This is a genomic window from Azonexus sp. IMCC34839, assembly GCF_047047955.1.
Classification (GTDB): domain Bacteria; phylum Pseudomonadota; class Gammaproteobacteria; order Burkholderiales; family Rhodocyclaceae; genus Azonexus.
This window is the reverse complement of sequence record NZ_CP150631.1, coordinates 1867874-1892922: the sequence shown is the minus strand read 5'-3', so window position 1 is coordinate 1892922 and position 25049 is coordinate 1867874. Positions and strand designations below refer to the sequence as shown.

Genomic DNA, 25049 nt, shown 5'->3' with positions numbered 1-25049 from the left:
TCGCACAGTAGGCGGCAAAGGAGGCAGGTATGAACCCGAAAATTACTGAATGGAGCGGCCGGCGGGTCTGGCTGGTCGGCGCATCGACCGGTATCGGCGCGGCGATCGCCCGGGAACTGGCCGGGCGCGGCGCCAAGCTGGCGCTGTCGGCGCGTTCGGCCGACAAGTTGCAGGCGCTGGGCATCGAAGGCGCCTTGATCCTGCCTTGCGATGCAACCTCTGCGGCCAGCCTGGCCGGCGTGCGTCAGGCGCTGCTGGCGGCCTGGGGCGGTGTCGATCTGGTGGTCTATCTGGCCGGCGACTACGTGCCGATGCGGGCGGATGAGTTTGATCTGGCGCGCGCCGAGCAGGTCATCGATGTGAATTTCAACGGCGCGCTGCGTCTGGCCGCCACCGTGTTGCCCGATCTGCAACCGGGGGGCGGCATCGCCTTCGTCGCCAGCGTGGCCGGCTATCGCGGCTTGCCCAAGGCGCTGTGCTACGGGCCGGGCAAGGCGGCGCTGATCCACTTCGCCGAGTGCCTGCATCTCGATCTGGAGGAGCGCGGCATCGGCGTCTGGGCGATCAACCCAGGCTTCGTGCAGACGCGGCTGACCGCCAAGAACGATTTCGCCATGCCGGCGCTGCTGACGCCCGAGCAGGCGGCGACTGCTGCGGTGGACGGCTTCAAAACGGGAAATTTCGAAATCCACTTCCCCAAGCGCTTTACCCGCGTGCTGAAACTGCTCTCGTTGCTGCCCTACCGCTGGTATTTCCCGCTCATCCGCCGTTTTACCGGAGCCTGACATGGACGCTACGCCCGACCTCGACCGCCTGATCGCCTTCTACCATGACCTGACGCCGGAGAGCATCGCGCGCTTTCCCGAGTTCTACAGTGCCGACGCCTATTTCAAGGACCCGTTCAACGAGGTGCGCGGCCTCGAGGCGATCCAGCGCATCTTCCGCCACATGTTCCAGCAGGTGGAAACGCCGCGCTTCGTCGTTACCGAGCGCGTGGCTGACGCCAGCGGTGTCATGCTGGTGTGGGAATTCTGCTACCGGGTGCGCCTGTGGGGGCGGGGCGAAACGCAGGTGATGCGCGGCGTGTCGCACCTGAAGTTCGCTGCCGACGGCAAGGTGAATTACCACCGCGACTACTGGGATGCCGCCGAGGAGTTGTACATGAAGCTGCCGGCCATTGGCAGCCTGATGCGCGGCCTGCGCAAGATGCTCGCGGCCTAGGCCGCGCGGGCGGATTTCAGCAGGCGGGCGAGCAGCGTGCCGCTTTGTTCGCTGCCGGAGAGCACGTAGAGCGTTTCCTGCGGATTGTGCAGGGTCAGTTCCAGGTTGTGGCGGGCGCTGAGCGGCCCGGCGAGCAGCAGCTGGTCGCCGGCTTCGAGCACGAAGTCGTCGGCCGGCAGGAGGTGGAGGTCGTCGCCGCGTTCGATGAGCAGGGGGACGATAGGCAGCGGCCGGCTGCGGTCGGTGCCGTCGCGCAGGATGTCGCCGAGGGTGAAATGTCCCTGGTGCATCAGCACGTGATAGGCGCCCGGCGCTTCGCTGATGTTCAGGCGGGAGTCCCAGACCACCGGTGTGAGCCCCTCGCCGATTGCTTGCAGGCGTGCGGCCAGGGTGGCGCTCCAGCCCTCGTCGCGGCTGCGCAGCTGATCGAGGAAACGGGCGAGCAGCGGTGCGGTCAGGATGGCAATGCATTCCTGCGCCACGATACGGCTGGGCAGCATGGTGAAATCGGCATCGTAGGCGGCGAACAGGGCGCTATTGGCGCTGTGGTTCTGGCGTGCCACGACGAAGAGGTCGGGCTTCAGCTCGGTCGCCGTGACGGCGATGGATAGGTTGTTGATGTCGTTGTCAGTGCCGGCAATGATGCCGGAGGCTTCGGCGATGCCGGCTGCAAGCAGGGTGCGCGCCTCGGTGCCATCGCCAGGAATGTCGCTGTCGGCATCCGGGGCGGCCGGGTCGATGATGGTCAGGGCAATGCCGGTCTGGCGCAGGCGTTCGGCCACGGCGCGACCGAAGATGCCGTAGCCACACAGAATCCAGCGTCCGGCCGGCGGGCGGTGTGGTTCGGGCAGCGGATTCTCGGGTAGTCCGGTCAGCAGCTCGATCAGCCGGAAACGCTCGGGCGCGGCGACGGCCAGCGCCAGGTGCTCGGCAAAGCGTTCGTAGGGGTTGATGATGTGATCGGTGCCGAAGGAGGCCATGTTGGCCTCGACCGCATGGCTGCGGGCGCGGGCGATGACCGGGATATCCGGGTTGAGCAGGCGGACGGCGATGGCGATGGCCAGGTTGGCCTGCTCGTCGTTGGTTACGGCCAGCACGCCCCGACATTTCCGGTGTTTCAGGCCGGCCAGCAGCAGGTTGTCCGGCTGGCGGGCATCGGCCGCCAGGGCCGGGATGTCGGTCTTGAAATCCTGCAGGTCGAGTTCCTCGACGCGTTGCTCGTCACGTTCGAGAACGACGAAGGCCTGGCCGGTGCGATCGAAGCTGCGGCAGATGAGGTTGCCCGTCTCGCCGCAGCCGGCGACCAGGTAAAAGGGCTCCTTCAGGCGACGCACGCGACGAACGAAGCGGTTGGTCGTCAGCGTGTTCTGGAAGCCCTTGTCCTGCAACAGGGCGATCAGCGTGACCACCGAATAGGACCAGCCGATCACCGTCAGGTAGATGCAGAAGGTGACCCACAGCCGCTGCGCTTCGGAGAAGGCGACGGGAATTTCGCCGAAGCCTATGGTCGTTGCCGTGTAGCTGATGAAATAGAAGGCGTGGAAGAAGGACATCGGCGCAGTGGCCTTGCCTTCGGCGTCGACGCCGGGCACCAACGTCAGGCCGATGACCGAGATCGCATAGATGACAATCAGCACGATGATCGGCGCCCGCATGCGGCGCAGGACGAGGAAGAAGGCGCTGTTCATGCGCGGCTACCGACCTTTAGCGGCGCAGCATCACGGTTTCGACGATGAGGATGACGACGGAAACGATGTTGGCGAACAGTGCGCCGCCCGACAGCGAGACGACGCTGGAAGTCACGTGCGGCGTCATGCCGACGCCGGTGACATGCACCGCGACACCCCAGGTGACGCAGGCGGCGATCAGTTGCAGGTCGGCGACCAGGCTGGTCGACAGGTGGATGGCGCCGATCTGCGTGCGGTCGCCAAATTTGAGCGCGGTAGCGATCAGGCTGACGACCAGGGCGGCCGCCAGCTCATAGACGCTGTGAAGTTCAGGATTGGCGATATCGCCAATGAAAAAGCCGAAATTGAGCGTGGCCGCCAGCACGATGAAGAAACCGAAGATGACCTTTTCCAGATTCATGATTTATTTCCCCCTGTGCTGCGGTGCACGGTCAATTTCAGGCAAATTTCAGCGGTTCTCCACCGGTGCCGATTGCGGCGGCGTTGAGCGGCTGCCGAAGGTGCGTTCGTCGATGCGACGGACGTCTTCGTCGCTCAACACTTCCATGGCATTGACCACCTTGACCACGCCGGCCGTGGTACGGGCAACGGCGACGGCGACCTTGGCTTCGCGTTCGGTGACGATGCCCATCAGGTAAACGATGGCGCGTTCGGTAAACACCTTGATGTGATTGGCCGACAACTGGTTGGAATCGACCAGGCGAGCCTTGACCTTGGAGCTGATGTAGGCGTCGGTACTGCGGCTGCCCAGCGAGGACATCGGGCCGATGCCGAGCTCGTTGTAGACGTCGCGCACGCCTTCGATCTTGCGCACTTCGGCCTCGATGGCGGCCTTGGCTTCGTCGTTCGAGGTCTCGCCGGTAATTAGCACGCGGCGGTTGAACGAGGTGAAGTTGGCGTGGGTGTATTCCTTGTACTGCTTCGGCACGCTCAGGCTGGCCTTCCACTCGGTGGATTCGTCGTCCGTCTGCACGCCAGTACTCCGGCGGTCATGAATGGAGACAGCGCCGGCAGCGACGCCACCGACGATGACGGCCGGGACGCAGCCCTGCAGGAAGGGCAGGGTGGCGATGAAAGCTGCCGCGGCGAGGGTGAGTTTGGTTTTCTGCATCATTCGACTCCCAGAAGAAGCGCATCGATGCCATCACACAGGCAATGGATGATGAGCAGGTGGGTTTCCTGAATACGCGCCGTGCGGTCGGCCGGCACGCAAAGATGAATATCGTCGTCGCGCAGCATCTCGCCGATCTGGCCGCCGCCCTTGCCGGTCAGTGCCACGACATGCATGTCGTGCTCGTGGGCAGCCTTGATCGCTTCGATCACGTTGGCCGAATTGCCCGAGGTCGAGATGGCCAGCAGCACGTCGCCGGCATGGCCGAGGCCGCGCACCTGCTTGGAGAAAATCTGGTTGAACGAATAATCGTTGCCGACGGCGGTCAGGATAGAGCTGTCGGTGGTCAGCGCAATGGCCGCCAGTTCCTGGCGCTCGGCTTCGAAACGGCCGATCAGTTCGGCGGCGAAATGCTGCGAATCGCCGGCCGAGCCGCCGTTGCCGCAGGCGAGGATCTTGCCGCCGTTGATCAGCGAGTTGGTCATCGTCTCGATGGCGGCGGCGATCGGTGCCGACAGCGCCTCGATGGCATTCAGCTTGGTGTGGGCGCTATCCTCGAAATGCTTGGCAACGCGGGCAATCAAATCCATATCGTTCAACGGCTTGTGGTGGTAATCGAAGCATTCTACATCACAGCTCTATATAGACCTCGAATTCGACCCGCCGCCATGGGTTTGCATCCTCGGAAAGCCGGGAAATACGGGCGATCAGCCGCTCTCCGTCGTCCATGGCCTGCGCTACGGCCCGGTTCTGGGCGCGCGGCACATAACCCAGCTTGCGCCCCTGCCACTCGACGCGGATGGCATTGCGGTCGTGCTTGTTGTCCGGTTCGCGGGTCAGGGTCAGAACGTCGCCCACTTTCATCTCGGCCCAAGATTCGGCGACGGCGTAATACTGGCTGCCAGCCAAGGGCGAACTTTGCACCAGCAGGCGCGTACGCTCGGCCAGTGCCGGTGTGCAGGCGATCAGAAGACTAAAAAGCGTCGGCAGAAAACGCATCGCGTAGCCATTCCAGTTTGTCGCCATCAATTAGCACGCAGTCGAAGCGGCAATCGCAGGCTGGCTTGCCGGCCAGGTAATGCTGTGCGGCCAAGACGATGCGCCGCTGCTTGCTGGCGGTGATGCTCGCGCCCGCGCCGCCGAAATCGCCCCGGCTGCGCTGGCGCACTTCGACGAAGACCAGGGTCTTGCCGTCGCGGCAGATCAGATCGATCTCGCCACCGCGCACGCGAAAATTGCGCTCCACGACGCGTGCACCGCAGCGTTCCAGATAAGCTGCCGCCCGGTTTTCGGCTTCGCGCCCGCGAGCGGTGGTGGTATCGTTGGCCTTTGCCTGCATGCGAAAACAAATATGACGGAAGAATCCGCTGCATTGTATGTCGTCCCGACCCCGCTCGGGAATATGGCCGACCTGACCCGCCGTGCCGAGGAAATCCTGCGCAGCGTGCCCTGGGTCGCCGCCGAAGACACCCGGCACAGCACGCCCTTGCTGAAACAGTTGGGCTCTAGCGCGCGTACGCTGCCGGCGCACCAGCACAACGAACATGAAGCTGCCGCCCGCATTGTCGACAAGCTGCGCGCCGGCGAAGCCGTGGCGCTGATTTCGGATGCCGGTACGCCCGGCATCTCCGACCCCGGTGCCCGCGTCGTCGCCGCCGTGCGCGCCGCCGGCTGCAAAGTCGTCCCGTTGCCCGGCCCCTGCGCCGCGACCACGGCGCTTTCCGGCTCCGGCATCCTCGACGAACATTTCCTGTTCTACGGCTTTCTCCCGGCCAAGGCCGGCCAACGCCGGCAAACCCTGGAAGACCTGCGCAGCCTGCCCTACGCCCTGGTCTTCTACGAAGCGCCGCACCGTGTGCTGGAAACCGTCGCCGACATGGCCAACACCCTGGGCGAGCGCACCCTGGTCATCGCCCGCGAACTGACCAAGCTCTTCGAAACCGTGCACAGCCTGCCGCTGGCCGAGGCGGATGCCTGGCTGAAGGAGGACAGCAACCGCCAGCGCGGTGAGTTCGTCCTGATCGTTTCCGGCGCACCGGCCGGGGCTGACGCGGGCGAAGGCGAGCGCGTCCTCAAGCTCTTGCTGGCCGATGGGCTACCGGTCAAACAGGCGGCCAAGTTAGCTGCGGCCATTACCGGGGCGGCAAAAAACGCGCTTTATGACCGCGCTCTGGCCTTGAAAAGTTAAAATTAGCGAAACATTTCCGAGATAGACCATGCAACTCACGATCACCCGTCCCGACGACTGGCACCTGCACCTGCGCGATGGCGCTGCCTTGCCGACGGTTCTGCCGCATACCGCCCGCCAGTTCGGCCGCGCCATCGTCATGCCCAACCTGAAGCCGCCGGTCACCAACGTGGAGTTGGCGGCGGCTTACCGCGAGCGCATTCTGGCGGCGTTGCCGGCCGGCATGAATTTCGAGCCGCTGATGACGCTGTACCTGACCGACAACACCCAGCCGGCCGAGATTGCCAAGGCGGCGGCCTCCGGCTTCGTCAAGGCGGTGAAGCTGTATCCGGCCGGGGCGACGACCAATTCGGATGCCGGTCTGACCGCCATCGAGAAAGCCTACGACACGCTCGCCGAAATGGAGCGCGTCGGCTTGCCGCTGCTGGTGCATGGCGAGGTGACCGATCCGGCGATCGACCTGTTCGACCGCGAGAAGGTGTTCATCGACACGGTGCTGCTGCCGCTGACGCAACGCTTCCCTAAGTTGAAGGTGGTGATGGAACACATCACGACCAAGGATGCGGCCGAATTTGTTGCCAGCACCCCGGAAAACGTCGCGGCGACGATTACGGCGCACCATCTGCTGTACAACCGCAACGCCATCTTCCAGGGCGGCGTGCGGCCGCATTGGTATTGCCTGCCGGTGTTGAAGCGCGAGACGCATCGTGTGGCACTGGTCGAGGCGGCCACTTCCGGCAATGCCAAGTTCTTCCTCGGCACCGACTCGGCGCCGCATGCACGGATGACCAAGGAGGCGGCCTGCGGCTGTGCCGGTTGCTACACGGCCTATGCCGCGCTGGAACTCTACGCCGAGGCCTTTGAAGCAGCCGGCGCGCTGGACAAGCTCGAAGCCTTCGCCAGCTTCCACGGTCCGGACTGGTACGGCCTGCCGCGCAACAGCGACAAGGTCACGCTGGTCAAGGAAAGCTGGACGGTGCCGGCCGCTTACGACTACATTCACGGCGATACGCTGGACTCGCTGGTGCCGCTGCGCGCCGGTGAAACGCTCACCTGGAAAATGCTCTGAGGACACCGATCATGCGTCTGCGCACCGCCCTGCTTGCCCTGCTGGCCGTACCCCTGCTGTCCGCCTGCATCAACGACGGCGCGACGTATGAAATCGACAACACCCGCGAGCACGTGCTGTCGCTGATCCGCGAGCAGCCGTATTTCTGGGACGACAAGGTCAATCTCTATCTGGTCGTTTCGCGCATGCCCGCTTGCATGCGTCGGCACGAGATCGGGCCGGGCACGGCCAAGACCAAGGTCGAGATCTACCAGGTGCCGTCCGGTGCCTTCATCGTCAAGGCGGGCAAGAAGATGTTTGCCACCGAAACGCAGACCTGCGAAGGCTGGGCCAAGGTGTCTGAGGAGCCGGAAGGCGGCATGGGCAAGCTGATCGGTACCTTCCGCGTCAAGAAGGGCGAGCTCACCTTCGTCAAGGAAGAGGGCGACGCCGCCGGCAAGGGCGCTGCCGAAGAGTGATGCCCGAGCTATTCAGCGGCCCGCTGTACTGGCCGCTGGCGCGTTGGCTGGCGCAATTGCCGCCGCAGCCCGATGCCGAGGCGGTGGCTGCCTTGGCTGCGCAATATCCCATCCTGACCGAAAGCGGCAAGCCGGTACGTTTCGTTGCCCCGCAAAGCGACGGCATGGCCTACGAATGTCGCGTCTGGGAGAACGGCGAGGTGGAAACCCGCCGCGACAACTGGCACGACTGGTTCAATGCGCTGGTCTGGCTGAGCTTCCCGCAAACCAAGAACGCCATCACGGCCGCCCATGTGGCCGCCATGCAACCGCAGGGCGAATTACGCGGCCGCATTCGCGATGCGCTGACGCATTTCGACGAATGCGGCATCGTCGTCCTGTCGAGCGAGCCGGAACTGCTGCAACTGATGCGCGATTTCCGCTGGAAGGAATTGTTTGTCGAGCGGCGGGCGGCGGTGCGGGTGCACATGCGTTTCGTCGTTTTCGGCCACGCGACCTATGAGTCGCTGCTGTCGCCATTCCGCGGGCTGACTGCCAAGGCCGTCCTGCTCGACTGCACGTCGGCCGACCTCGCGGTGGACGATGAAACGCTGACTGCTGCGGTGGACAGCCGTTTGGCGGCAATTTTCAGAACCGACCGCTACACCCGGCCGCGCGACTTCCAGCCCTTGCCGCTACTCGGCATCCCCGGCGTCACGCCGGAGAACGAAGCTCCTGCCTACTACGACGATACCTGGCAGTTCCGGCCGGGGCGGCGGGAAAAACTGGCCGCCTGAACGCTCAGGTGACGGCGAACAGCAGCAACTGCATCGCCCGGCTGCGTACCTCGAGCAGGGCCTGGTATTCCGGGCTATCAGCCCAGCGCTGGGCGTCGGCTTTACTCGGAAAGTCGATATCGACGAAGGCATCCGGCGCGACGCCGCCGGTTTCGTTCCACAGCACGGTATCGACTGCGCCGCGCTGCCGCACCGTGCCGCCGTACTGGGCAATGGTGGCGCCGACACGGCTGCGATAGTCGTCGAAAGCCGCCGGGTCGCGAACGGTGATCAGGCCGACGATGCGATAGCTCATGGTTGCCTCAGCGATTGACGTCGACCACGACACGCCCGCGTACCTTGCCATCCATCAGCAGGGCAGCCGTCGGGATGGCTTCGGCCAGCGGAATTTCATGGGCGATCTGACCGAGCTTGGCGAGGTCGAGATCGCGGCCCAGTCGTTCCCAGGCGGCAATGCGTTCCGGGCGCGGGCACATCACGCTGTCGATGCCGACCAGCGTCACGCCGCGCAGGATGAAGGGAGCAACAGTGGCCGGGAAATCCATGCCACCGGCCAGGCCGCAGGCAGTGACGACACCGCGATATTTGGTCGTGGCGCATATGTTGGCCAGCGTGTGTCCGCCGACGACATCGACAGCACCGGCCCAGCGTTCCTTGCCGAGCGGTTTGCCGGGGGCAGCGAAGGCGGCACGTTCGAGAACTTCGCTGGCGCCGAGTTGTTTCAGGTATTCCGCTTCTTCCGGCCGGCCGCTGACGGCAACCACGCTATAGCCCAACTTGGCGAGCAGGGCGATGGCGACGCTGCCGACCCCGCCGGCGGCACCGGTCACGACGATCTCGCCATCCGTGGGTTTGACGCCATGGCGCTCGAGCGCCAGCACGCAGAGCATGGCGGTGTAGCCGGCAGTGCCGATGGCGACGGCCTGCTTTTCATCGAAGGCGGCGGGCAGCGGCACCAGCCATTCGCCCTTCAGGCGGGCCTTCTGCGCCAGACCACCCCAGTGCGTTTCACCGACGCCCCAGCCGTTGAGCAGCACGCGCTGGCCGGGGGCGTAATCGGGATGGCTGCTGCTCTCTACCGTGCCGGCGATGTCGATGCCCGGCACCATCGGGAACTTGCGCACGACAGGCCCTTTGCCGGTAATGGCCAGGCCGTCCTTGTAATTGAGCGACGAATAGGCGACGCGTACGGTGACGTCGCCTTCGGGCAATTCCGCCTCGTCGATGTCGCGCACGGCGGCGCGGTAGCCTGCTTCGTCCTTGTCGATGACGATACCCTTGAACATCGTTTCTCCTTCGTCAGTTCTGCAGGGCCGGGCTAACGCCGGCGCCGCGCATCTCCATGAGTTTCAGTATAGCCAACAACAGCGCACCTACCGCCATGACGCACGCCGCCAGATAGAGTCCGCCGGCGTAGCTGCCGGAGCGCGTGCCCAGCCAGCCGACGACGGCCGGGCCGATGATCTGGGCGGCGCCATAGGCCAGGGTCATCTTGCCCATCATCTTGGCCGGGCGGGTCGGGTAGTAGCGGCCGGCCATGGTCAGGACCAGGCTGACCATGCCGATGAAGGTGCCGCCGAAGAGCAGTGCCCCGAAAATTGCCGGAATGAGGCCGTCCACCGCAACCGGCAGCACGATGCCGACGATCTGCAACAGCGCGGCCAGGATCAGCGCGTTCAGTTCGCCGGTGTAGCGGGCGATCAGGTCCCAGTTGATGCAGGCCGGGGCGGCGGCAATGCCGATGGCGAGGAAGACCAGTGTGCCGTGGCCGGCCATGCCGGGCAGGCGATCGACGATGGCGACGATGAAGGTGGCGCTGACCACGTAGCCGACGCCGGCGCAGAAATAGGCGGCCATGAAAATGGTCAGAAATAGGCGGCTGGGCGGATTGTCCGCCATCGGCTGGCCGCTCTTGGTCATGCCGCTGGTGTCCGGCGGCGGCAGCCAGGCCAGCGCCGGGTAGGCGAGCAGGCAGGCGATGCCGGTGAAAATGAACCATTGGGCCTGCCAGTCGAAATGCGGCGCCATCAACCAGACTGCCGCGGCGCAACTGGCGATGCCCAGGCCGATGCCAGTGAAGTGGATGCCGAGTTCGGGGCGATGGTGGTGGCGAATCAGCCAGTTCAGGATCAGGCCGGTGCCGAGCAGCATGGCGGCTGCGCTGGATAGGCCGGCCAGGAAGCGTGAGGCGATCCAAAGCATCAGGTTGTCGGTCAGGCCCATCATCGCCGTACTGACGATGGCGACGATCATGCCGATGCGGTACAGGCGATCCTTCAACACCAGGTCGCTGATCAGCGAGGCAATCAGGGCGCCGCTCAGGTAGCCGGCGTAGTTCAGCGCAGCCAGCCAGCCGGCTTCGGCGATACCGAGCCCGGCCTGCTTCTGCATGATCGGCAGGAGCGGCGTGTAGGCGAAACGGGCGACGCCGAGCGTCAGCAGCAGACTGAAAATGCCGGCGCCCAGCACTTGCAGGCGTTCTCTCTGGGTAGACATGTGTCGAGTCCTTTTAGTTATGTCGAGCAACGATAAACAGAGTAAAGTATCTGTTCAAGTGATTTGTTGAGAACTTAATGTTCTTGATTGGAGAATGATGGAGCTCGTCGCCCTGCGTACATTTCAGGCCGTCGTCGAAGAAGGTGGCATCCTTGCCGCTTCGCGCAAGCTGAACACCGTGCAATCCAACGTCACCGGGCGTATTCGCCGGTTGGAAGAGGAACTCGGCACCGAGTTGTTCTTCCGCAAGGGGCGTGGCCTGGAATTGGCACCGTCCGGCCGGGTGCTGCTCGACTATGCCCGCCGCATGTTGCAGCTCGAGCGGCAGACCAGCGCGGCCGTGCGCCAGGTCGGCGAGTGTGTCGGTGAATTGCGCATCGGTGCCATGGAAACCTTTGCTGCCCTGCATTTGCCGGCTGCGCTGAAGGCGGTGCGGGCCGAGCACCCGGGACTGGAGTTGCGTGTGCAGACCGAGACCAGCGCTGCCTTGACCGAGCGTGTGCTGGAGCACAAGCTCGATTGCGCCTTCGTCGCCGGGCCAGTGGTTCATCCGGATCTCGATTTCACTGAGGTGGCGGTCGAGGAACTGGTCCAGGTGCACGCCCGTGGCATGGATCCGATCCAGCAGCCGCTAATCCTCTTTCGTGAGGGCTGTGCTTATCGGACCCGCGCTCTTGCCTGGCAGCGCCAGCAGGGCCATGCGGTGGCCGACGCCATGGAGTTCGGTACGCTGGAGGGGATTCTCGGCTGCGTTTCTGTCGGCCTGGGCTGGACCCTGATGCCGCGCCGGGTGGTCGAACAATCGCAACATCGGGCCGATCTGGTGGTCGAAACACTGCCGGAAGACATTGCGCGCGTGCCCACCGGAATGGTCACCTTGCGCGACGGGCCGACGCTGGTTGCCCTGAAGACGCTCGGTGCAGCGGTGGCCGAATCGGCGCGCCGCGCATTCTGAAAGGAGAAGCGATTTGACGCCACAACTCTTCCTCGACGACCTGCAGGTCGGCCAACGCTTCGTTTGTCCGGGGGCGACGCTGACCGAGAGCGACATCATTGCCTTCGCCATGCATTACGATCCGCAGCCATTTCACATCGATGCGGTGGCTGCAGCGGAGTCGCTCTACGGCGGCTTGATCGCCAGCGGTTTTCAGGTGATTGCCCTGTGTTTTCGTCTGTTCATCCAGCAGGGCCAGTTCCGTGCCGCAAGCATGGGCTCGCCGGGGATGGACGATCTACGTTGGTATGCGCCGGTTCGCCCAGGCGACACCTTGCATACCGAGGTCGAGGTACTTGAGGTCAATCCCTCGCGTTCCAAGCCGGATCGGGGTATCGCCCGGTTACAATATGCCGCCATCAATCAGCGTGGCGAGCAGGTGGCCGGATTTATTGTTCGTCACTTGTTGCGAATTAACCAGAATAATTAAATTTTTGTAAATTTTGTTGAATATTGCTTGGTGCAGGTTGTCGCTTTGCCGTAATATGCATTTCGCAACATGCTGGGTGCATTACTGAATGGCAAGCGAAGGAAAATTAAGCCGCTGGGACGACGAACGTGGGTTCGGATTCATCACGCCGACTGAAGGCGGGAAGGATGTGTTCGTCCATATCAAGGCTTTTCCGACCGGCCAGCGACCGCAGGTCGGCGACTGGCTGCGCTATCAGGTCACCGATGATTCGCGTTTCGACGGACGCCAGCGAGCTGCCCGCATCGAACGTCATTGGTCCGCCAAGTCGGCCAAACTCGCCAAGAGAAGCAGGAAGCGCAAGGGAACGGAATGGGGCGGCGCTTCGCTGCTGGCCATTCCGCTGTTCATCGCCTTGCTCGGTGCACTGGTCTTTTTCTGGAAGATTCCCAAGTTGTGGGGCGGGCTCTATGTCGCTGCCAGCCTGTGCTGTTTCCTGGTTTATCTGTGGGACAAGCAGGCAGCCCGTGCCGAGCGTCGGCGTGTGCCGGAATCGACATTGCATGTCTGGTCCCTGCTCGGTGGCTGGCCGGGGGCATTGCTGGCGCAGCAATATCTGCGTCACAAGTCGGTCAAGGCAAGTTTTCGCGCGGTTTTCTGGCTGACGGTGGCCGCCAATGTGGCCGGCTTTGTCTGGCTGGCTTCGCCGGATGGGCGCGCCTGGTTGCAGGCAACGCCCATCGGCACGATCCTCGGCTGAGCCAAGCTTCCTCGGTTTTTGCCGTTTTTGCGGTGTGCACCGCAGCAGTGAACTTTTAGCGAATCCCTGAAATGAAAAAGCCCGGCACGGGAATGTGCCGGGCTTTTTTCATTGGCTTAAGCGGCCTGCGGGTGGTCGCCGTAGATGCGTTCGTCGCCGAGGCGGTTGATGCCGCTGATCAAGGCCTTGATCGACGCAGTGACGATGTTGCTGTCGATGCCGACGCCGTAGCATTCGCCGTTGCCCGCGGCGCCGGCGATTTCCATCAAGGCGCAGGCGCGGGCGTTGCCGTCCTCGCCCATCGGCACCATCGAGCGTTCCTCGTAGCTGCGCACCTGGATGCGGATGCCGGCGCTCTGCAAGGCGTGTACCGCGGCGTTGATCGGGCCGTTGCCTTCGCCGCTGAGGATGTGCGTCTTGCCGTCGATATTGACGGTGAGACGGATGCCCTGGGCGTTGCCGTGTTCAAAGAGGTGGTGCTCGCGGTAGTCGACCGGCGTGGCGTTGTCGAGATAGGTGCGGCTGAAGATGTCCCAGATGTCGCCGGCGCTGACTTCGCCGCCGTGGGTGTCGGTGTGCTTCTGGACGACGCCGGAGAACTCGACCTGCATGCGACGCGGCATGACCACGCCGTGCTCGGTTTCCATCAAGTAGGCGATGCCCCCCTTGCCCGACTGGCTGTTGACGCGGATGACCGAGTCGTAGCTGCGGCCGACGTCGGCCGGGTCGATCGGAAGATAGGGCACTGACCATTGCTCTTCCGCCTTTTGAGCGGCAAACCCCTTCTTGATGGCGTCCTGGTGGGAGCCGGAGAAGGCCGTGAAAACGAGGTCTCCGACGTAGGGGTGGCGCGGATGGACCGGGAGCTGGCTACAGTGTTCGAAGGTGCGGGCAACGGCGTTGATGTCCGAGAAATCGAGCCCCGGATGGACGCCTTGCGTATACATGTTGAGGGCAAGGGTGACGAGATCGACATTGCCGGTACGCTCGCCGTTGCCGAAGAGGCAGCCCTCGACGCGGTCGGCGCCGGCCATCAAGCCCATTTCGGCGGCAGCGACGGCGGTGCCGCGGTCGTTGTGCGGGTGAAGGCTGATGAGCACGCTGTCGCGGCGGGCGAGGTTCTTGTGCATCCACTCGATTTGGTCGGCGTAGATGTTGGGCGTGGCGATCTCGACCGTGGTCGGCAAGTTGAGGATGACCTTGCGCTGTGGCGTGGCGCCCCAGGCGGCGGTGACGGCGTCGCAGACTTCCTTGGCGAAATCGAGCTCGGTGGCGGTGAAAAGCTCCGGGCTGTATTCGAGCACGATCTCGGTTTCCGGCATCTGCTCGGCCAATTCGCGAATGAGCTTGACCGCATCGACGGCCATCTGGACGACCTCGGCCTTGCTCATGCCGAAGACGGTTTCGCGGAAGGTCTTGCAGGTGGCGTTATAGACGTGAACGATGGCGCGGCGAGCGCCTTTCAAGGATTCGAAGGTGCGGCGGATGAGGTGCTCGCGGGCCTGGGTGAGCACTTCGATGGTGACGTCGTCCGGAATGTGGCCCCCCTCGATCAAGCCGCGCACGAAGTTGAATTCAGTTTCGGAGGCGGACGGGAAGGCGATTTCGATTTCCTTGAAGCCGATGTCGCAGAGCATTTTGAACATCTGCATCTTCTTGTCAGCATTCATCGGCTCGAACAAGGCCTGGTTGCCGTCGCGCAAGTCGGTGCTCATCCAGATCGGGGCCTGGGTGATGGTGCGGCTCGGCCACTGGCGGTCGGTGAGATTGACCGGCGGGAAGGCGGTGTATTTCTGGCTGGGCTGGGCGATCATGGTGCGGCTCCGGGAATGCATTGGCGATGACGGAATATTAGGCCAGGGGTGCTGGCAGGTGCTTGCGAAATTCGGTGAGAATTGCGGCTTAATTGGCATAAAATTGCGCAAAACATTTTATCGGAGCAATGCGATGGAGTTGGATCGTTACGACCGCGAAATTCTTGCCATCCTGCAAACCGATGGCCGTATCAGCAACCAGGACCTGGCCGACCGCATCGGCCTCTCGCCTTCGCCCTGCCTGCGCCGCGTGCGTACGCTGGAAGAGTCCGGCCTGATCGCCGGCTACCGTGCCCATCTCGATGCCAAAAAGCTAGGCCTGACGCTGATGGCGCTGATCGGCATCTCGATGGATCAGCACACACCGGAGCGCTTCGCCAACCTGGAAGCGACCATCTCGGGCATTCCCGAGGTGCTGGAATGCCTGCTCATCACCGGCCAGCAATCGGACTACCAGTTGAAGGCGGTCGTCACCGACATGGATGCCTACCAGGAACTGCTGCTCAACAAGATCACGCGCATTCCCGGCGTGACCGGGGTGCACACCAGCTTCGTGCTGCGCAAGGTGATCGACCGGACGGCCTTGCCGGTCTAGGCGGCGTCGCCGTTGCGCTGCCGCCGGCGGCTCAAGACCAGCGGAATCGCCCCGATGACCAGACCGCCGATCCCGGACAGATTGGTGATCAGATCGAAGGTCGGGATGCTATAGACGGCGATAAAGACCATGAACAAGGCGGCGGCCAGCGGCCACAGCACATAGCTGAATGCCGCATAGAAGCCGCCCTGCAGTTGTCGCCGGTAATGCCAGGCGCAGGCGAAGCCGGCCAGGCTCATGTAGAAGCAGATCTGGAACCCGATGGCGAGGATGGAACTGTGCAGGATCGCCTTGACTGAAGGCATCAGCGACGAGGTGAAGAGCAGCACGATGCCCAGTCCCCAGATGACGGCAGTGGCCACCCAGGGGGTCTGCCATTCCGGGTGGATGCTGGCGTAGCGTGGATGCAGCATGCGGTCGCGCGCCATGGCGAACATGCTGCGGCTGAACTGCAGAATCTGCGTTTCAATGGTGCCGACCGTGCTCAGGATGGTGGACAGCACCGCCAGATAATTCCACGGCGTCGGAAAAAGCTTGTTGGCGATGGCGTAAAGCACGTTGGTGTTGGCTTCGGCGATTTCGGCGTCGCTCAGCACGATGAGCACAACGATCATCATGATCACGAAAAAAAGGATCAGGTTGATCATCGCCCAGAATGCGCCCTGACTGGCGGAGTGCGGCTTGCTGCCATCGTGGCTCTTGCTCTCTTCCGAAAGGTTCATCGTCACGTCCCAACCCCAGTAGAAGAAGATGGCGGTCAGGGCGCCGGTGGCGAAGAGTTGCGGCGTAAAGGAGAAGGGCGAGAACCAGATCAGCGATGGCTGGTGGGCCTGTCGCCCGCCGTATTCGACGAAGGCAGCGATGATCAAGGCCACGACAACGATGGTTTCGATGCCGGTCAGCACCATCTGCGCGTAGCTCGCATGCTTGATGCCCTTGGTCACGACGATCGTGACGGCAGTCAGCCACAGGGCGGCGGTCGTTGCCACCCAGAAGGTATCTTCTACCTTGTCCGGCAGCAGGATGATCAGCGTCGAGGTGGCCGCCGGGATGGTGGCCGAAACCATGAAGAAGACCGAGGCGACGAGCAGGCCCCAGCCGGTGAAGAAGCCCCAGGTCGGGCCGAAGACATGGCCGACCCAGGCATAGGCGGCGCCGGCGTGCGGCGTGATCTTGGCCAGGTGGAAGAAGGCCAGCATGATGCCGAACATGATCAGGCCACAGTAGAAAATGCTGCCCACCGACAGCACGCCGACCGCCGCGACGATGGTCGCGGTCGTCACAGCTACGCTGAAGGCCGGCGCCGTGCCGGCGATGCCCATGATGGCCGATTCGAAGGTGCCGAGCGCCTCGCGCGCCAATTCCCGCTTGTCCGACACGATCCTCCCCACCAAGACGTGTTCGCTTGCATCAAGCATAGCCTGTTTTAACCAACGGGGCAGGGGGCGGTCACGTATAATCGCGCCTGGAAAGTCGGCCAGGCAATCGCTGGATACTTCGGTATCGGGAGGAAAGTCCGGGCTCCATTGGGCGGGATGCCAGCTAACGGCTGGGTGCTATAAGTCGCAAGACCCAAGGCAACGGAAAGTGCAACAGAGAATAGACCGCCGATGGCGTCGCAAGACGCACAGGTAAGGGTGAAACGGCGAGGTAAGAGCTCACCGCGTCCACGGTAACGGCGGACGGCACGGTAAACCCCATCCGGAGCAAGACCAAATAGGGAAGCTGAGGCGTGGCCCGCGCTGCTTCCGGGTAGGTTGCTTGAGCCTGTCGGTGACGGCAGGCCTAGAGGAATGATTGCCGAACCTCGCAAGAGGGGAACAGAACCCGGCTTATCGGCCGGCTTTCCACACGAATTTGCCGCCGTAGCGTTACTGCTGCGGTGCACCGGCCATTTTGGCCAAAAACCAAGTTGGCGCGGCGCGCTTAAAATACCCCCATGAATTCCTATCTCGAATGGCAAGAGAATGGCGTCGCCCAGCGCGCGCGCTGGCGTTCCGAAGCCGGCATCGCGCCGCACCGGCAAGTGCAAATCGCTGACGACACGCTGGGGGCGGATGCCGCCTATCGCTTGCTGGAAAGCGGTATCGCCCTGCTCTGGCGCGGCGACTGGGTCAATGCCCGCCATCTGATGCAGGCGCTGACGCGGCGCGCCGACCGCCGGTTCGGCGCGCTACGTGGCAAGGCGCCGGCGACACCGGGCGAGGCCTTCGCCCGCCATCGCGAGCAGCAAGGCAAACGCGCCGCCTTGCTCGCCCGCCTGCTCGTACCGCTTGAGGCCGATTACCGCGTGCCGCTGCGTCGTGCGCAGGAAACGTGCGCCGCCTGCCAGGAAGCCTGGGGTGAACCAGACGGCGAAGCATCGATGGTCGCCTTGCGCGAATTGCTCGCCGTCATCAGCGCCCACGAATGGCGCAAGAAGGGCGTGCCCGTACCGGCGGTTCAGGGTCGCATCTACCCGCATTACGGGGTGTTTTCGCCGGTGCGCGGCGAGTACGTCGATCTGGTGGCGAACGCGCCTTTGCCGGCCAACTGCCAGACGGCGTTCGATATCGGCGTCGGCTCCGGCATTCTTTCGGCCATCCTGGCAAAACGCGATGTGCCGCGCGTAGTTGCTACCGACATGGATCCCCGCGCGCTGGCCTGCGCCATGGAAAATCTGCAAAAACTCGGGTGCGCCGCCGTCGAGTTGCAGCGGGTCGATCTCTTCCCCGAAGGCAAAGCCGATCTCGTCGTCTGCAATCCGCCCTGGGTGCCGGCGCAACCCAGTTCGCCCATCGAGTACGCCGTCTACGATCCCGATTCGCGCATGTTGCGCGGCTACCTCGAGGGTTTGGCGGTGCATCTGACACCCGGTGGCGAGGGCTGGCTGATCATTTCCGATCTGGCGGAACATCTAGGGCTCCGTTCGCGCCAGCAACTGCTCGACTGGATCGCGGCGGCCGGCCTCCAGGTCCTCGGCCGCCTCGATACCCGACCACAGCACCCGAAAGCGCGCGATGCGAGTGACCCGCTACATGCCGCCCGCGCTGCCGAAGTGACTTCCTTGTGGCGATTGGGCGCCTTGCATTCCTGAGTAGCAGCGTTCAGGCTGGCGAAGCCCAAGGAGAAGGTTTAACCTTCCCTTATCGAGCCCGCATGCGAGGTGCGTCATGAACAAGAACGACATGTTCCGCAAGATCAACGAGCGCTTTCCCGATATCGTGGAAAAGGCGATCACTTTGTGGGGAACCCCGGAACTGGATGTTTACATCCTCGATACCGTCAGCGACATGTCGATCAAGCCGCGGGACGGAATGACACCGGAGATCATGGAAGCCCTCTCCGGATTGAAGGGCGAGCATGATCGTGAATATCCGCAATTCGTTGCCGAGGGCAATGCCGAAGCGATCCGCAAGCTGGAAGAAAACCCCGACTTCAAGAAAGTGGAAGAGCGTTTTCCGCACATTGGCCGCCGGATCAAGGCCGCTTGGGGGCATGCTTCCTTCCCGCTCTATATTGATGGACTGTTCAACGACAATCGTGGTGGCAAGCGCCAGGGCTTTCCGGAAGAGATCGTCACGGCGCTCTTCCATCTGACCCAGTTGCACGACCTTGAATATCCGCAGTTCGAACGCAAGGTGGCTGACCTTTGGGCCGGCAACAATGCCTGGTGACGCCCTGTCGCATGGAGCGAACACGATGAAAAAAAGAATGATCAAGCTGCTGGCATCGGCGAGCGTGGCGCTGGTCGCAGGCTGCGTCGTCACGCCTCAGCCAACCTATGTCTATCGCGAACCTCCGCCGCCACGCGTCGAATATGCCGGATATCCCCCGGTCAGCGGCTACATCTGGATCAGCGGTTACTGGGTCTGGGGCGGTCATGGCTACGAATGGCTACCCGGCCGCTGGGAAGCGCCGCGTCCCGGCTATCGCTGGGTTGCGCCGCGCTGGGAACGGGCCGGTGACCGCTGGTATCAGCATGAAGGGCGCTGGGAGCATGATCACGCATATCGTCCTCCTGTCGTGACTCCACCTCGCTATGATCGTGAGCCGCCACGGGCAGAGCCAATGCCACGCCGTGATTACGACGGAGATCGTTCCGGCCAGCCGCGCTTTGAGCGGGAGGCGCCCAAACCGCAGGTGGTCCAGCCGCCAAGGAAGCCTGAGCCGCAGCAGGCGCAAGGTGGTTTTGAGCGGCGAGAACCGTTGCCGCAATACCAGGCGCCGAAGCGCGAGGATTCACGTTCACGCGACCGCCGCGATGAGGGCCGGGATGACGACCGAAGTCGCGGTCGACCTGATTTTCGTCGCGATCGAGGCGATGACCGTTGATCGATAAAAAAGCCTGCGTCGATCGCAGGCTTTTTTGGTGAGCATGAGTTTCGGTGGCTGGTTTATTCGCCGGTGAGTACCCATTTGCCATCGCGGATGGTCATCATGACGCGGGCGCGCTTGTCCATGCCGTTGTGGTTCTGCGCCGTCATGTTGAATACACCTTGGGCACCGACGACTTCCTTCGAGTTCTCCAGGGCATCGCGCAGCGCTGAGCGGAATTCCGCGGAGCCAGGCTTGCCCTTCTTGAGTGCTTCGGGAATGGCTTTCTGTAGCAGCAGGCCGGCATCGTAGGTATTGGCGCCGAACGTCGACATCGTGCCGGCGCCGAATTTGCCTTCATAAGCCTTGATGTAGCCTTGGGCGACGGCCTTGATCGGATTCTTGGCGGCGAGGTCGCCGGCAACCAGCATCGGGCCGCCGGCCATCAAGGTGCCTTCGACATCCTTGCCGCCGATGCGGATGAAGTCGTTGGTGGCGACGCCGTGCGTCTGGTAAATCTTGCCCTTGTAGCCGCGGCTCTGCAGTCCGGCTTGCGGCAAGACCGCGGGGGCGCCGGTGGCGGCGATCAGGACGGCATCCGGCTTGGCGGTGATCACCTTCAACACCTGGCCGGTGACCGATTGATCGGTGCGGTTGTAGCGTTCGTTGGCGACCAGGCGCAGACCGGCCTTTTCCGCCATGGCGCTAAAGACCTTGAACCAGTTTTCGCCGTAGGGGTCGTTGAAACCGACGAAACCGAGGGTCTTAACGCCGTTGGCGTTCATGTGTTCGAGCAGCGCCTCGGCGATCAGGTCGTCGTTCTGCGTGGTCTTGAACACCCACTTTTTGCGCTCGTCCATCGGCTGGATGATTGCCGACGAACCGACGGTGGTGACCAACGGTACATGCGATTCGGCAACGAAATCGAGCATGGCGAGGGCCGCCGGCGTCGTGGTCGGGCCAATCAGGGCATCCACCTTGTGCTCGGTGATCAATTTCTTGACGCCGGTCACCGCGTTTGTCGGGTCGGAGGCATCGTCGAGCACGATGTACTCGATTTTCTGGCCACCGATCTCGGTCGGCAGCAAGGCGACGGTGTTCTTCTGCGGAATGCCGACGACGGCGGTGGGGCCGGTCGACGAGGCGATGACACCGATCTTGATGTCGGCGAGGGCGCTGCCGCTGACGGCAAGGGTCAACAGGCAGGCGAGCAACTTGCGGCTGAGCATGCGCAACTCCGGGGAATCAAAAGGTCCAATTATAGGGAGTCTGCGGCCAACCAAAAGACAAAAGCCTGCGGATTCCGCAGGCTTTTGGGTGCTTGGTGGGCCCGGTGGGGTTCGAACCCACGACCAAAGGATTATGAGTCCTCTGCTCTAACCGCTGAGCTACAGGCCCGGAAAGCTTAGTTGCCGCCCTGGTCCAGGAAGCTGCGCAGCTTGTCGGAACGGCTCGGGTGGCGCAGTTTGCGCAGGGCCTTGGCTTCGATCTGGCGGATGCGTTCGCGGGTGACGTCGAATTGCTTGCCGACTTCTTCCAACGTGTGGTCGGTGTTCATTTCGATACCGAAGCGCATGCGCAGCACCTTGGCTTCCCTCGTTGTCAGGCTGTCGAGGATTTCCTTGGTGACGCCACGAAGGCTGGAGTACATCGCCGCATCGGCCGGAGCCAGGGTGGCCTGGTCCTCGATGAAGTCGCCAAGATGGGAGTCGTCGTCATCGCCGATCGGGGTTTCCATGGAGATTGGCTCCTTGGAAATCTTCATGATCTTGCGAATCTTGTCTTCCGGCATGTCCATCTTCTTGGCCAGCGTCGCCGGATCCGGCTCGGCGCCGGTTTCCTGCAGAATCTGGCGGGAGATGCGGTTCATCTTGTTGATCGTTTCGATCATGTGCACCGGGATACGGATGGTGCGTGCCTGGTCGGCGATAGAGCGGGTGATCGCCTGACGAATCCACCAGGTTGCGTAGGTCGAGAACTTGTAGCCGCGACGGTATTCGAACTTGTCCACCGCCTTCATCAGGCCGATGTTGCCTTCCTGGATCAGGTCGAGGAACTGCAGGCCGCGGTTGGTGTACTTCTTGGCGATGGAGATGACCAGACGCAGGTTGGCTTCGGTCATTTCGCGCTTGGCGCGACGGGCCTTGGCTTCACCGGTGGACATCTGCTTGTTGATGTCCTTCAGTTCCTTCAGAGAGATGCCGATGCGATCCTGCAGGGCGAGCAGCTTCTTCTGCTCTTCCTTGATGTCTGGCGCATTGCGGGTCAGGATGGCGACATAGGTCTTCGGTGCGGCGGCGATTTCGGCGTCGACCCAGTCGACGTTGGTTTCGTTGCCCGGGAAAACCTGGATGAAATGCGGACGCGGCATCTTGACGCGATCGACGCAGATTTGCTGAATCTTGCGCTCGGAGCGGCGAACCTGTTCGACCATTTCGCGCACGCTGTCGCAAAGCTTTTCAATGGCGCGCGACGTGAAGCGAATGTTCATCAGCTCGTCGGAGAGTTGCCCCAGCAGCTTCTGGTAGGCCTTGTCCTGCGAACCCTTGCTGCCCAGCGCCTTCTGCATCTTGGCGTGGATGCCCTTGATGGTCTTGAAGCGTTCCAGGGCTTCGGTCTTCAGTTGCAGCAGGGAAGCCGCTGCGGCGCCACCGCCACCGTCGCCTTCTTCATCGGCTTCTTCGTCCTCGTCGTCCGCTTCGGCGTCGTCGGCCATTTCGGCAGCGGGCGCTTCTTCGACGGCATTCGGATCGATCAGGCCGTCGACGAGTTCGTCGATGCGCATTTCCTCGGTTTCCACCTTGGCGGCCATCTCGAGGATGTCGGCAATGGTGGTCGGGCAGGCCGAAATGGCCTGGATCATGTGCTTGAGACCTTCTTCGATCCGCTTGGCGATTTCGATTTCGCCTTCGCGGGTCAGCAGTTCGACGGAGCCCATTTCACGCATGTACATGCGGACCGGGTCGGTCGTGCGGCCGAATTCGGAATCCACCGTCGACAGTGCCTGTTCGGCCTGTTCTTCGACTTCTTCATCGTCAGCGGCGGCTGCAGCGGTGTCGGACATCAGCAGGTCTTCGGCGGCCGGGGCCTCGTCGAAAACCTGGATGTTCATGTCGCTGAAAGTCGAGATGATGGCTTCGATCGACTCCGCGTCGACGACATCGTCGGGCAGGTGGTCGTTGATTTCGGCGTAAGTCAGGTAGCCACGTTCCTTGCCGAGCTTGATCAGCGCCTTGAGGCGAGTCTTGCGCGCCTCTGCGTCGAGCGGTTCGGGGGTTTCCGCCATTGCACCTTCGAGCAGCGCCTTTTCGGCAGCCTTCTCCTTGGCCTTGCTGGTGCGAGCCTTCGGGGCTTCCTTAGCGGTGTCTTTTGCCTTAGCCATGAACACGATCCGTTGAATTGGAGAGAACCGTAAATATTACCACAACTTAGCTCACTTTCCGCGGGCTGAGAGTAGTTCGATAAATTCCATTTTTTCCGCCGCCGACAGTCCGGCGACACCGAATTGCTGCGCCTTGCCTTGCAATTCCTCGAAGCGGCGCTTGTGTCCGCCGGCCTGCAGCTTTTCGATGGTGTCGCGGAATTCCGTCTCGGCACCCTCTTCGTCAAACGGCAGTTCGAGAAGTTCCGCCGCTGCCTGCTCAATGGCCGCTTCTTCCGGTACGCCACGCAGGCGTTCGCGCAGAATGGCGTAATTGGCGGCATCACTGTCGGCGCTAACCATCTGGTGCAGGCGAGCCAATGCTGGTCGTTCGGGCGTGTCAGGCAGCAGTTCGATGGGCAGCTCGGCGGCGAGTTGCGGCTTGTGCAGCACGATGCGCAGCAGATTGCGCGTCAGTGATGGTGCTGTGCGTTTGGCTTTGGGCGGGGCAGCGGGGGTGTAGGACTTGAGGTCGCACAGACGCTCGACTTCTTGCTGGGCGAAACCGCTCGCCTCGGCCAGTCGCTTGACCAGTTGCAGGCGCAATAGCGGCGTCGGCAGCTTGTGCAGCAGCGGCTTGGCTTCGTAGATCAGCTTGGCCTTGCCTTCGGAACTGGTCAGGTCACAGCGGCTGCCCAATTCGCGCAGCATGAAGTCGGAAAGCGGCATGGCCTGGGCAACGAAGCGGTCGAATGCGGCTTTGCCGTGTTCGCGGATGTAACTGTCCGGGTCATGCTCGGGCGGCAGGAAGACGAAGCCGATCTGCTTGTTGTCGGCCAAGGCTTCCAGCGCGTTTTCCAGGGCGCGCCACGCGGCCTTGCGCCCGGCGTTGTCGCCGTCGAAGGCGAAGACGATGCGGTCGACCTGGCGCAACAGCTTTTGCACATGGGTCGGCGTGGTGGCTGTGCCGAGCGTGGCGACGGCGTTGCCGACGCCGTTCTGCGACAGGGCGATGACGTCCATGTAGCCTTCTGTGACGATGGCGGTATTGGTTTCGCGCAGGGCTTGGCGGGCTTGCGGCAGGCCGAAGAGTTCGCGGCCTTTTTCGAACAGCGGCGTCTCCGGTGAGTTCAGGTATTTCGGTTCGCCCTGGTCGATGATGCGGCCGCCGAAGGCGATGATGTCGCCCTTCGGATTGACGATGGGAATCATCAGCCGGTCACGGAAACGGTCGTAACGGCGGCCGGCGTCGTTTTCGATGATCAGGCCAGCCGTCTTCAAGGCTTCGGCGTTGTAGTCGGGAAAGACGGTTTGCAGGTTCTGCCAGCCGTCCGGCGCATAACCAATGCCGAAGCGAGCAGCCACTTCGCCGGTGAGTCCCCGTTTTTTGCAGTATTCGATGGCGCGCGGCGATTGCTTGAGTTGCGCCTTGTAGTAGGCGGCAGCGCGGGCCATGGTGTCGATCAGGGTGCGTGTCTGGCCCGGAGAGTGATCCTGGGAAAAGCCGCGCCCCTCTTCTTCGGGTACGACCATGCCGGCACGCGAGGCCAGTTCCTTGACGGCGTCGACGAAGCCGATGCCCTGGTATTCCATGACGAAACCAATGGCCGTGCCGTGGGCGCCGCAGCCGAAGCAGTGGTAGAACTGCTTGGTCGGGCTGACGGTGAAGGAAGGAGATTTCTCGTTGTGGAAGGGGCAGCAGGCCGAGTAGTTGGCGCCTGCCTTCTTGAGTTTGACGTAGCTATCCACCAGGTCGACGATGTCGACCCGGGCCAGCAGATCCTGGATGAATGACTCCGGGATCATCTGGTGC

At 62.9% G+C, this 25049-nt stretch carries 27 protein-coding genes, 1 tRNA gene and 1 other RNA gene; 14 read left to right on the top strand and 15 right to left on the bottom strand.

Translation table 11 applies throughout. The features are described 5' to 3' along the window. Positions 1 to 29 precede the first annotated feature (29 nt). Both WIF35_RS09295 and WIF35_RS09290 read left to right on the top strand, forming a co-directional pair. A complete protein-coding gene (locus tag WIF35_RS09295) occupies positions 30 to 785 on the top strand; it encodes an SDR family NAD(P)-dependent oxidoreductase (RefSeq protein WP_412477946.1) in 756 nt (251 codons plus the stop codon). Position 786: 1 nt separating this feature from the next. Further along, entirely contained in the window at positions 787 to 1221 is a 435-nt protein-coding gene (locus tag WIF35_RS09290) for a nuclear transport factor 2 family protein (RefSeq protein ID WP_412477945.1), read from the top strand. Here WIF35_RS09290 and WIF35_RS09285 read toward each other — a convergent pair. The 6 genes from WIF35_RS09285 to WIF35_RS09260 are packed head-to-tail and all read right to left on the bottom strand — an operon-like array spanning position 1218 to position 5359. Beyond that, positions 1218 to 2909, bottom strand: coding sequence for a potassium channel family protein (locus tag WIF35_RS09285; RefSeq protein ID WP_412477944.1), 1692 nt, complete (start codon positions 2907 to 2909; stop codon positions 1218 to 1220). The genes WIF35_RS09290 and WIF35_RS09285 overlap by 4 nt on opposite strands. A 16-nt stretch (positions 2910 to 2925) precedes the next feature. After that, positions 2926 to 3309: a DUF6394 family protein gene (locus WIF35_RS09280; RefSeq protein ID WP_412477943.1), complete on the bottom strand. Its 384-nt coding sequence runs from the start codon at positions 3307 to 3309 to the stop codon at positions 2926 to 2928. A 48-nt stretch (positions 3310 to 3357) separates the two neighbouring features. Then, entirely contained in the window at positions 3358 to 4020 is a 663-nt protein-coding gene (locus WIF35_RS09275) for a BON domain-containing protein (RefSeq protein ID WP_412477942.1), read from the bottom strand. Beyond that, entirely contained in the window at positions 4020 to 4610 is a 591-nt protein-coding gene (locus WIF35_RS09270; protein WP_412477941.1) for a phosphoheptose isomerase, read from the bottom strand. The genes WIF35_RS09275 and WIF35_RS09270 overlap by 1 nt, the downstream gene beginning before the upstream one ends. 40 nt (positions 4611 to 4650) lie before the next feature. Next, on the bottom strand, positions 4651 to 5019 hold the full coding sequence (locus WIF35_RS09265) for an HIRAN domain-containing protein (protein WP_412477940.1): 369 nt from the start codon (positions 5017 to 5019) through the stop codon (positions 4651 to 4653). Continuing rightward, positions 4994 to 5359 carry a YraN family protein gene (locus WIF35_RS09260; protein ID WP_412477939.1) on the bottom strand — a complete coding sequence of 122 codons (366 nt, stop codon included), beginning with the start codon at positions 5357 to 5359 and terminating at the stop codon, positions 4994 to 4996. Before WIF35_RS09260 ends, WIF35_RS09265 begins: the two co-directional genes overlap by 26 nt. A gap of 12 nt (positions 5360 to 5371) precedes the next feature. On the opposite strand from WIF35_RS09260, the gene rsmI reads away from it, so the two are divergent. Genes rsmI through WIF35_RS09240 form a run of 4 tightly spaced genes read left to right on the top strand, consistent with a single transcriptional unit; the run spans position 5372 to position 8511 of the window. Beyond that, complete coding sequence (gene rsmI, locus WIF35_RS09255; RefSeq protein WP_412477938.1) at positions 5372 to 6208, top strand: 16S rRNA (cytidine(1402)-2'-O)-methyltransferase; 837 nt, start codon at positions 5372 to 5374, stop codon at positions 6206 to 6208. A 28-nt stretch (positions 6209 to 6236) separates the two neighbouring features. Continuing rightward, positions 6237 to 7277 carry a dihydroorotase gene (gene pyrC / locus WIF35_RS09250; protein WP_412477937.1) on the top strand — a complete coding sequence of 347 codons (1041 nt, stop codon included), beginning with the start codon at positions 6237 to 6239 and terminating at the stop codon, positions 7275 to 7277. Between the two features lie 11 nt (positions 7278 to 7288). Continuing rightward, a complete protein-coding gene (locus tag WIF35_RS09245; RefSeq protein WP_412477936.1) occupies positions 7289 to 7735 on the top strand; it encodes a hypothetical protein in 447 nt (148 codons plus the stop codon). Continuing rightward, complete coding sequence (locus WIF35_RS09240) at positions 7735 to 8511, top strand: DUF3025 domain-containing protein (RefSeq protein ID WP_412477935.1); 777 nt, start codon at positions 7735 to 7737, stop codon at positions 8509 to 8511. Before WIF35_RS09245 ends, WIF35_RS09240 begins: the two co-directional genes overlap by 1 nt. A gap of 4 nt (positions 8512 to 8515) precedes the next feature. On the opposite strand, the gene WIF35_RS09235 is transcribed toward WIF35_RS09240, so the two are convergent. Genes WIF35_RS09235 through WIF35_RS09225 form a run of 3 tightly spaced genes read right to left on the bottom strand, consistent with a single transcriptional unit; the run spans position 8516 to position 11007 of the window. Next, positions 8516 to 8806 carry a DUF1330 domain-containing protein gene (locus tag WIF35_RS09235; RefSeq protein ID WP_412477934.1) on the bottom strand — a complete coding sequence of 97 codons (291 nt, stop codon included), beginning with the start codon at positions 8804 to 8806 and terminating at the stop codon, positions 8516 to 8518. A 7-nt stretch (positions 8807 to 8813) separates the two neighbouring features. Then, on the bottom strand, positions 8814 to 9797 hold the full coding sequence (locus WIF35_RS09230) for an MDR family oxidoreductase (RefSeq protein WP_412477933.1): 984 nt from the start codon (positions 9795 to 9797) through the stop codon (positions 8814 to 8816). Positions 9798 to 9810: 13 nt separating this feature from the next. After that, positions 9811 to 11007: a YbfB/YjiJ family MFS transporter gene (locus WIF35_RS09225; protein WP_412477932.1), complete on the bottom strand. Its 1197-nt coding sequence runs from the start codon at positions 11005 to 11007 to the stop codon at positions 9811 to 9813. A gap of 94 nt (positions 11008 to 11101) precedes the next feature. Between WIF35_RS09225 and WIF35_RS09220 the strand changes: the two genes are divergently transcribed. The 3 genes from WIF35_RS09220 to WIF35_RS09210 all read left to right on the top strand — a co-directional run bounded on the left by WIF35_RS09220 (position 11102) and on the right by WIF35_RS09210 (position 13170). Then, complete coding sequence (locus WIF35_RS09220) at positions 11102 to 11962, top strand: LysR substrate-binding domain-containing protein (protein WP_412477931.1); 861 nt, start codon at positions 11102 to 11104, stop codon at positions 11960 to 11962. 13 nt (positions 11963 to 11975) lie between these two features. After that, complete coding sequence (locus tag WIF35_RS09215; RefSeq protein WP_412477930.1) at positions 11976 to 12431, top strand: MaoC family dehydratase; 456 nt, start codon at positions 11976 to 11978, stop codon at positions 12429 to 12431. Positions 12432 to 12519: 88 nt separating this feature from the next. Next, entirely contained in the window at positions 12520 to 13170 is a 651-nt protein-coding gene (locus WIF35_RS09210; RefSeq protein ID WP_412477929.1) for a DUF1294 domain-containing protein, read from the top strand. A 116-nt stretch (positions 13171 to 13286) separates the two neighbouring features. Here the strand turns inward: WIF35_RS09210 and leuA are convergent, their stop codons facing one another. Next, a complete protein-coding gene (gene leuA / locus WIF35_RS09205) occupies positions 13287 to 14984 on the bottom strand; it encodes a 2-isopropylmalate synthase (RefSeq protein ID WP_412477928.1) in 1698 nt (565 codons plus the stop codon). Positions 14985 to 15117: 133 nt separating this feature from the next. Between leuA and WIF35_RS09200 the strand changes: the two genes are divergently transcribed. Then, complete coding sequence (locus tag WIF35_RS09200; RefSeq protein ID WP_412477927.1) at positions 15118 to 15579, top strand: Lrp/AsnC family transcriptional regulator; 462 nt, start codon at positions 15118 to 15120, stop codon at positions 15577 to 15579. Here the strand turns inward: WIF35_RS09200 and WIF35_RS09195 are convergent. Further along, positions 15576 to 16958 (bottom strand): APC family permease, encoded by a 1383-nt coding sequence (locus WIF35_RS09195; protein WP_412477926.1) that lies wholly within the window; start codon positions 16956 to 16958, stop codon positions 15576 to 15578. The two genes, WIF35_RS09200 and WIF35_RS09195, sit on opposite strands and share 4 nt — an antisense overlap. 90 nt (positions 16959 to 17048) lie before the next feature. Between WIF35_RS09195 and rnpB the strand changes: the two genes are divergently transcribed. From rnpB to WIF35_RS09175, 4 genes are all read left to right on the top strand, one after another. Continuing rightward, an RNA gene (gene rnpB / locus WIF35_RS09190) (RNase P RNA component class A) lies at positions 17049 to 17430 on the top strand. A gap of 88 nt (positions 17431 to 17518) precedes the next feature. Further along, complete coding sequence (locus WIF35_RS09185) at positions 17519 to 18655, top strand: methyltransferase (RefSeq protein ID WP_412477925.1); 1137 nt, start codon at positions 17519 to 17521, stop codon at positions 18653 to 18655. Positions 18656 to 18731: 76 nt separating this feature from the next. Continuing rightward, complete coding sequence (locus WIF35_RS09180; protein ID WP_412477924.1) at positions 18732 to 19235, top strand: hypothetical protein; 504 nt, start codon at positions 18732 to 18734, stop codon at positions 19233 to 19235. Positions 19236 to 19272: 37 nt separating this feature from the next. Beyond that, complete coding sequence (locus tag WIF35_RS09175; RefSeq protein WP_412477923.1) at positions 19273 to 19893, top strand: hypothetical protein; 621 nt, start codon at positions 19273 to 19275, stop codon at positions 19891 to 19893. A gap of 62 nt (positions 19894 to 19955) precedes the next feature. Here WIF35_RS09175 and WIF35_RS09170 read toward each other — a convergent pair whose 3' ends face one another. The 4 genes from WIF35_RS09170 to dnaG form a co-directional block, all read right to left on the bottom strand. Then, entirely contained in the window at positions 19956 to 21104 is a 1149-nt protein-coding gene (locus WIF35_RS09170) for an ABC transporter substrate-binding protein (RefSeq protein ID WP_412477922.1), read from the bottom strand. A gap of 93 nt (positions 21105 to 21197) precedes the next feature. Then, positions 21198 to 21273, bottom strand: a tRNA-Ile gene (locus WIF35_RS09165). Between the two features lie 7 nt (positions 21274 to 21280). Continuing rightward, complete coding sequence (rpoD, locus tag WIF35_RS09160; RefSeq protein WP_412477921.1) at positions 21281 to 23257, bottom strand: RNA polymerase sigma factor RpoD; 1977 nt, start codon at positions 23255 to 23257, stop codon at positions 21281 to 21283. 51 nt (positions 23258 to 23308) lie between these two features. Then, positions 23309 to 25042 (bottom strand): DNA primase, encoded by a 1734-nt coding sequence (gene dnaG, locus WIF35_RS09155; RefSeq protein ID WP_412477920.1) that lies wholly within the window; start codon positions 25040 to 25042, stop codon positions 23309 to 23311. Between the last annotated feature and the right edge of the window lie 7 nt (positions 25043 to 25049).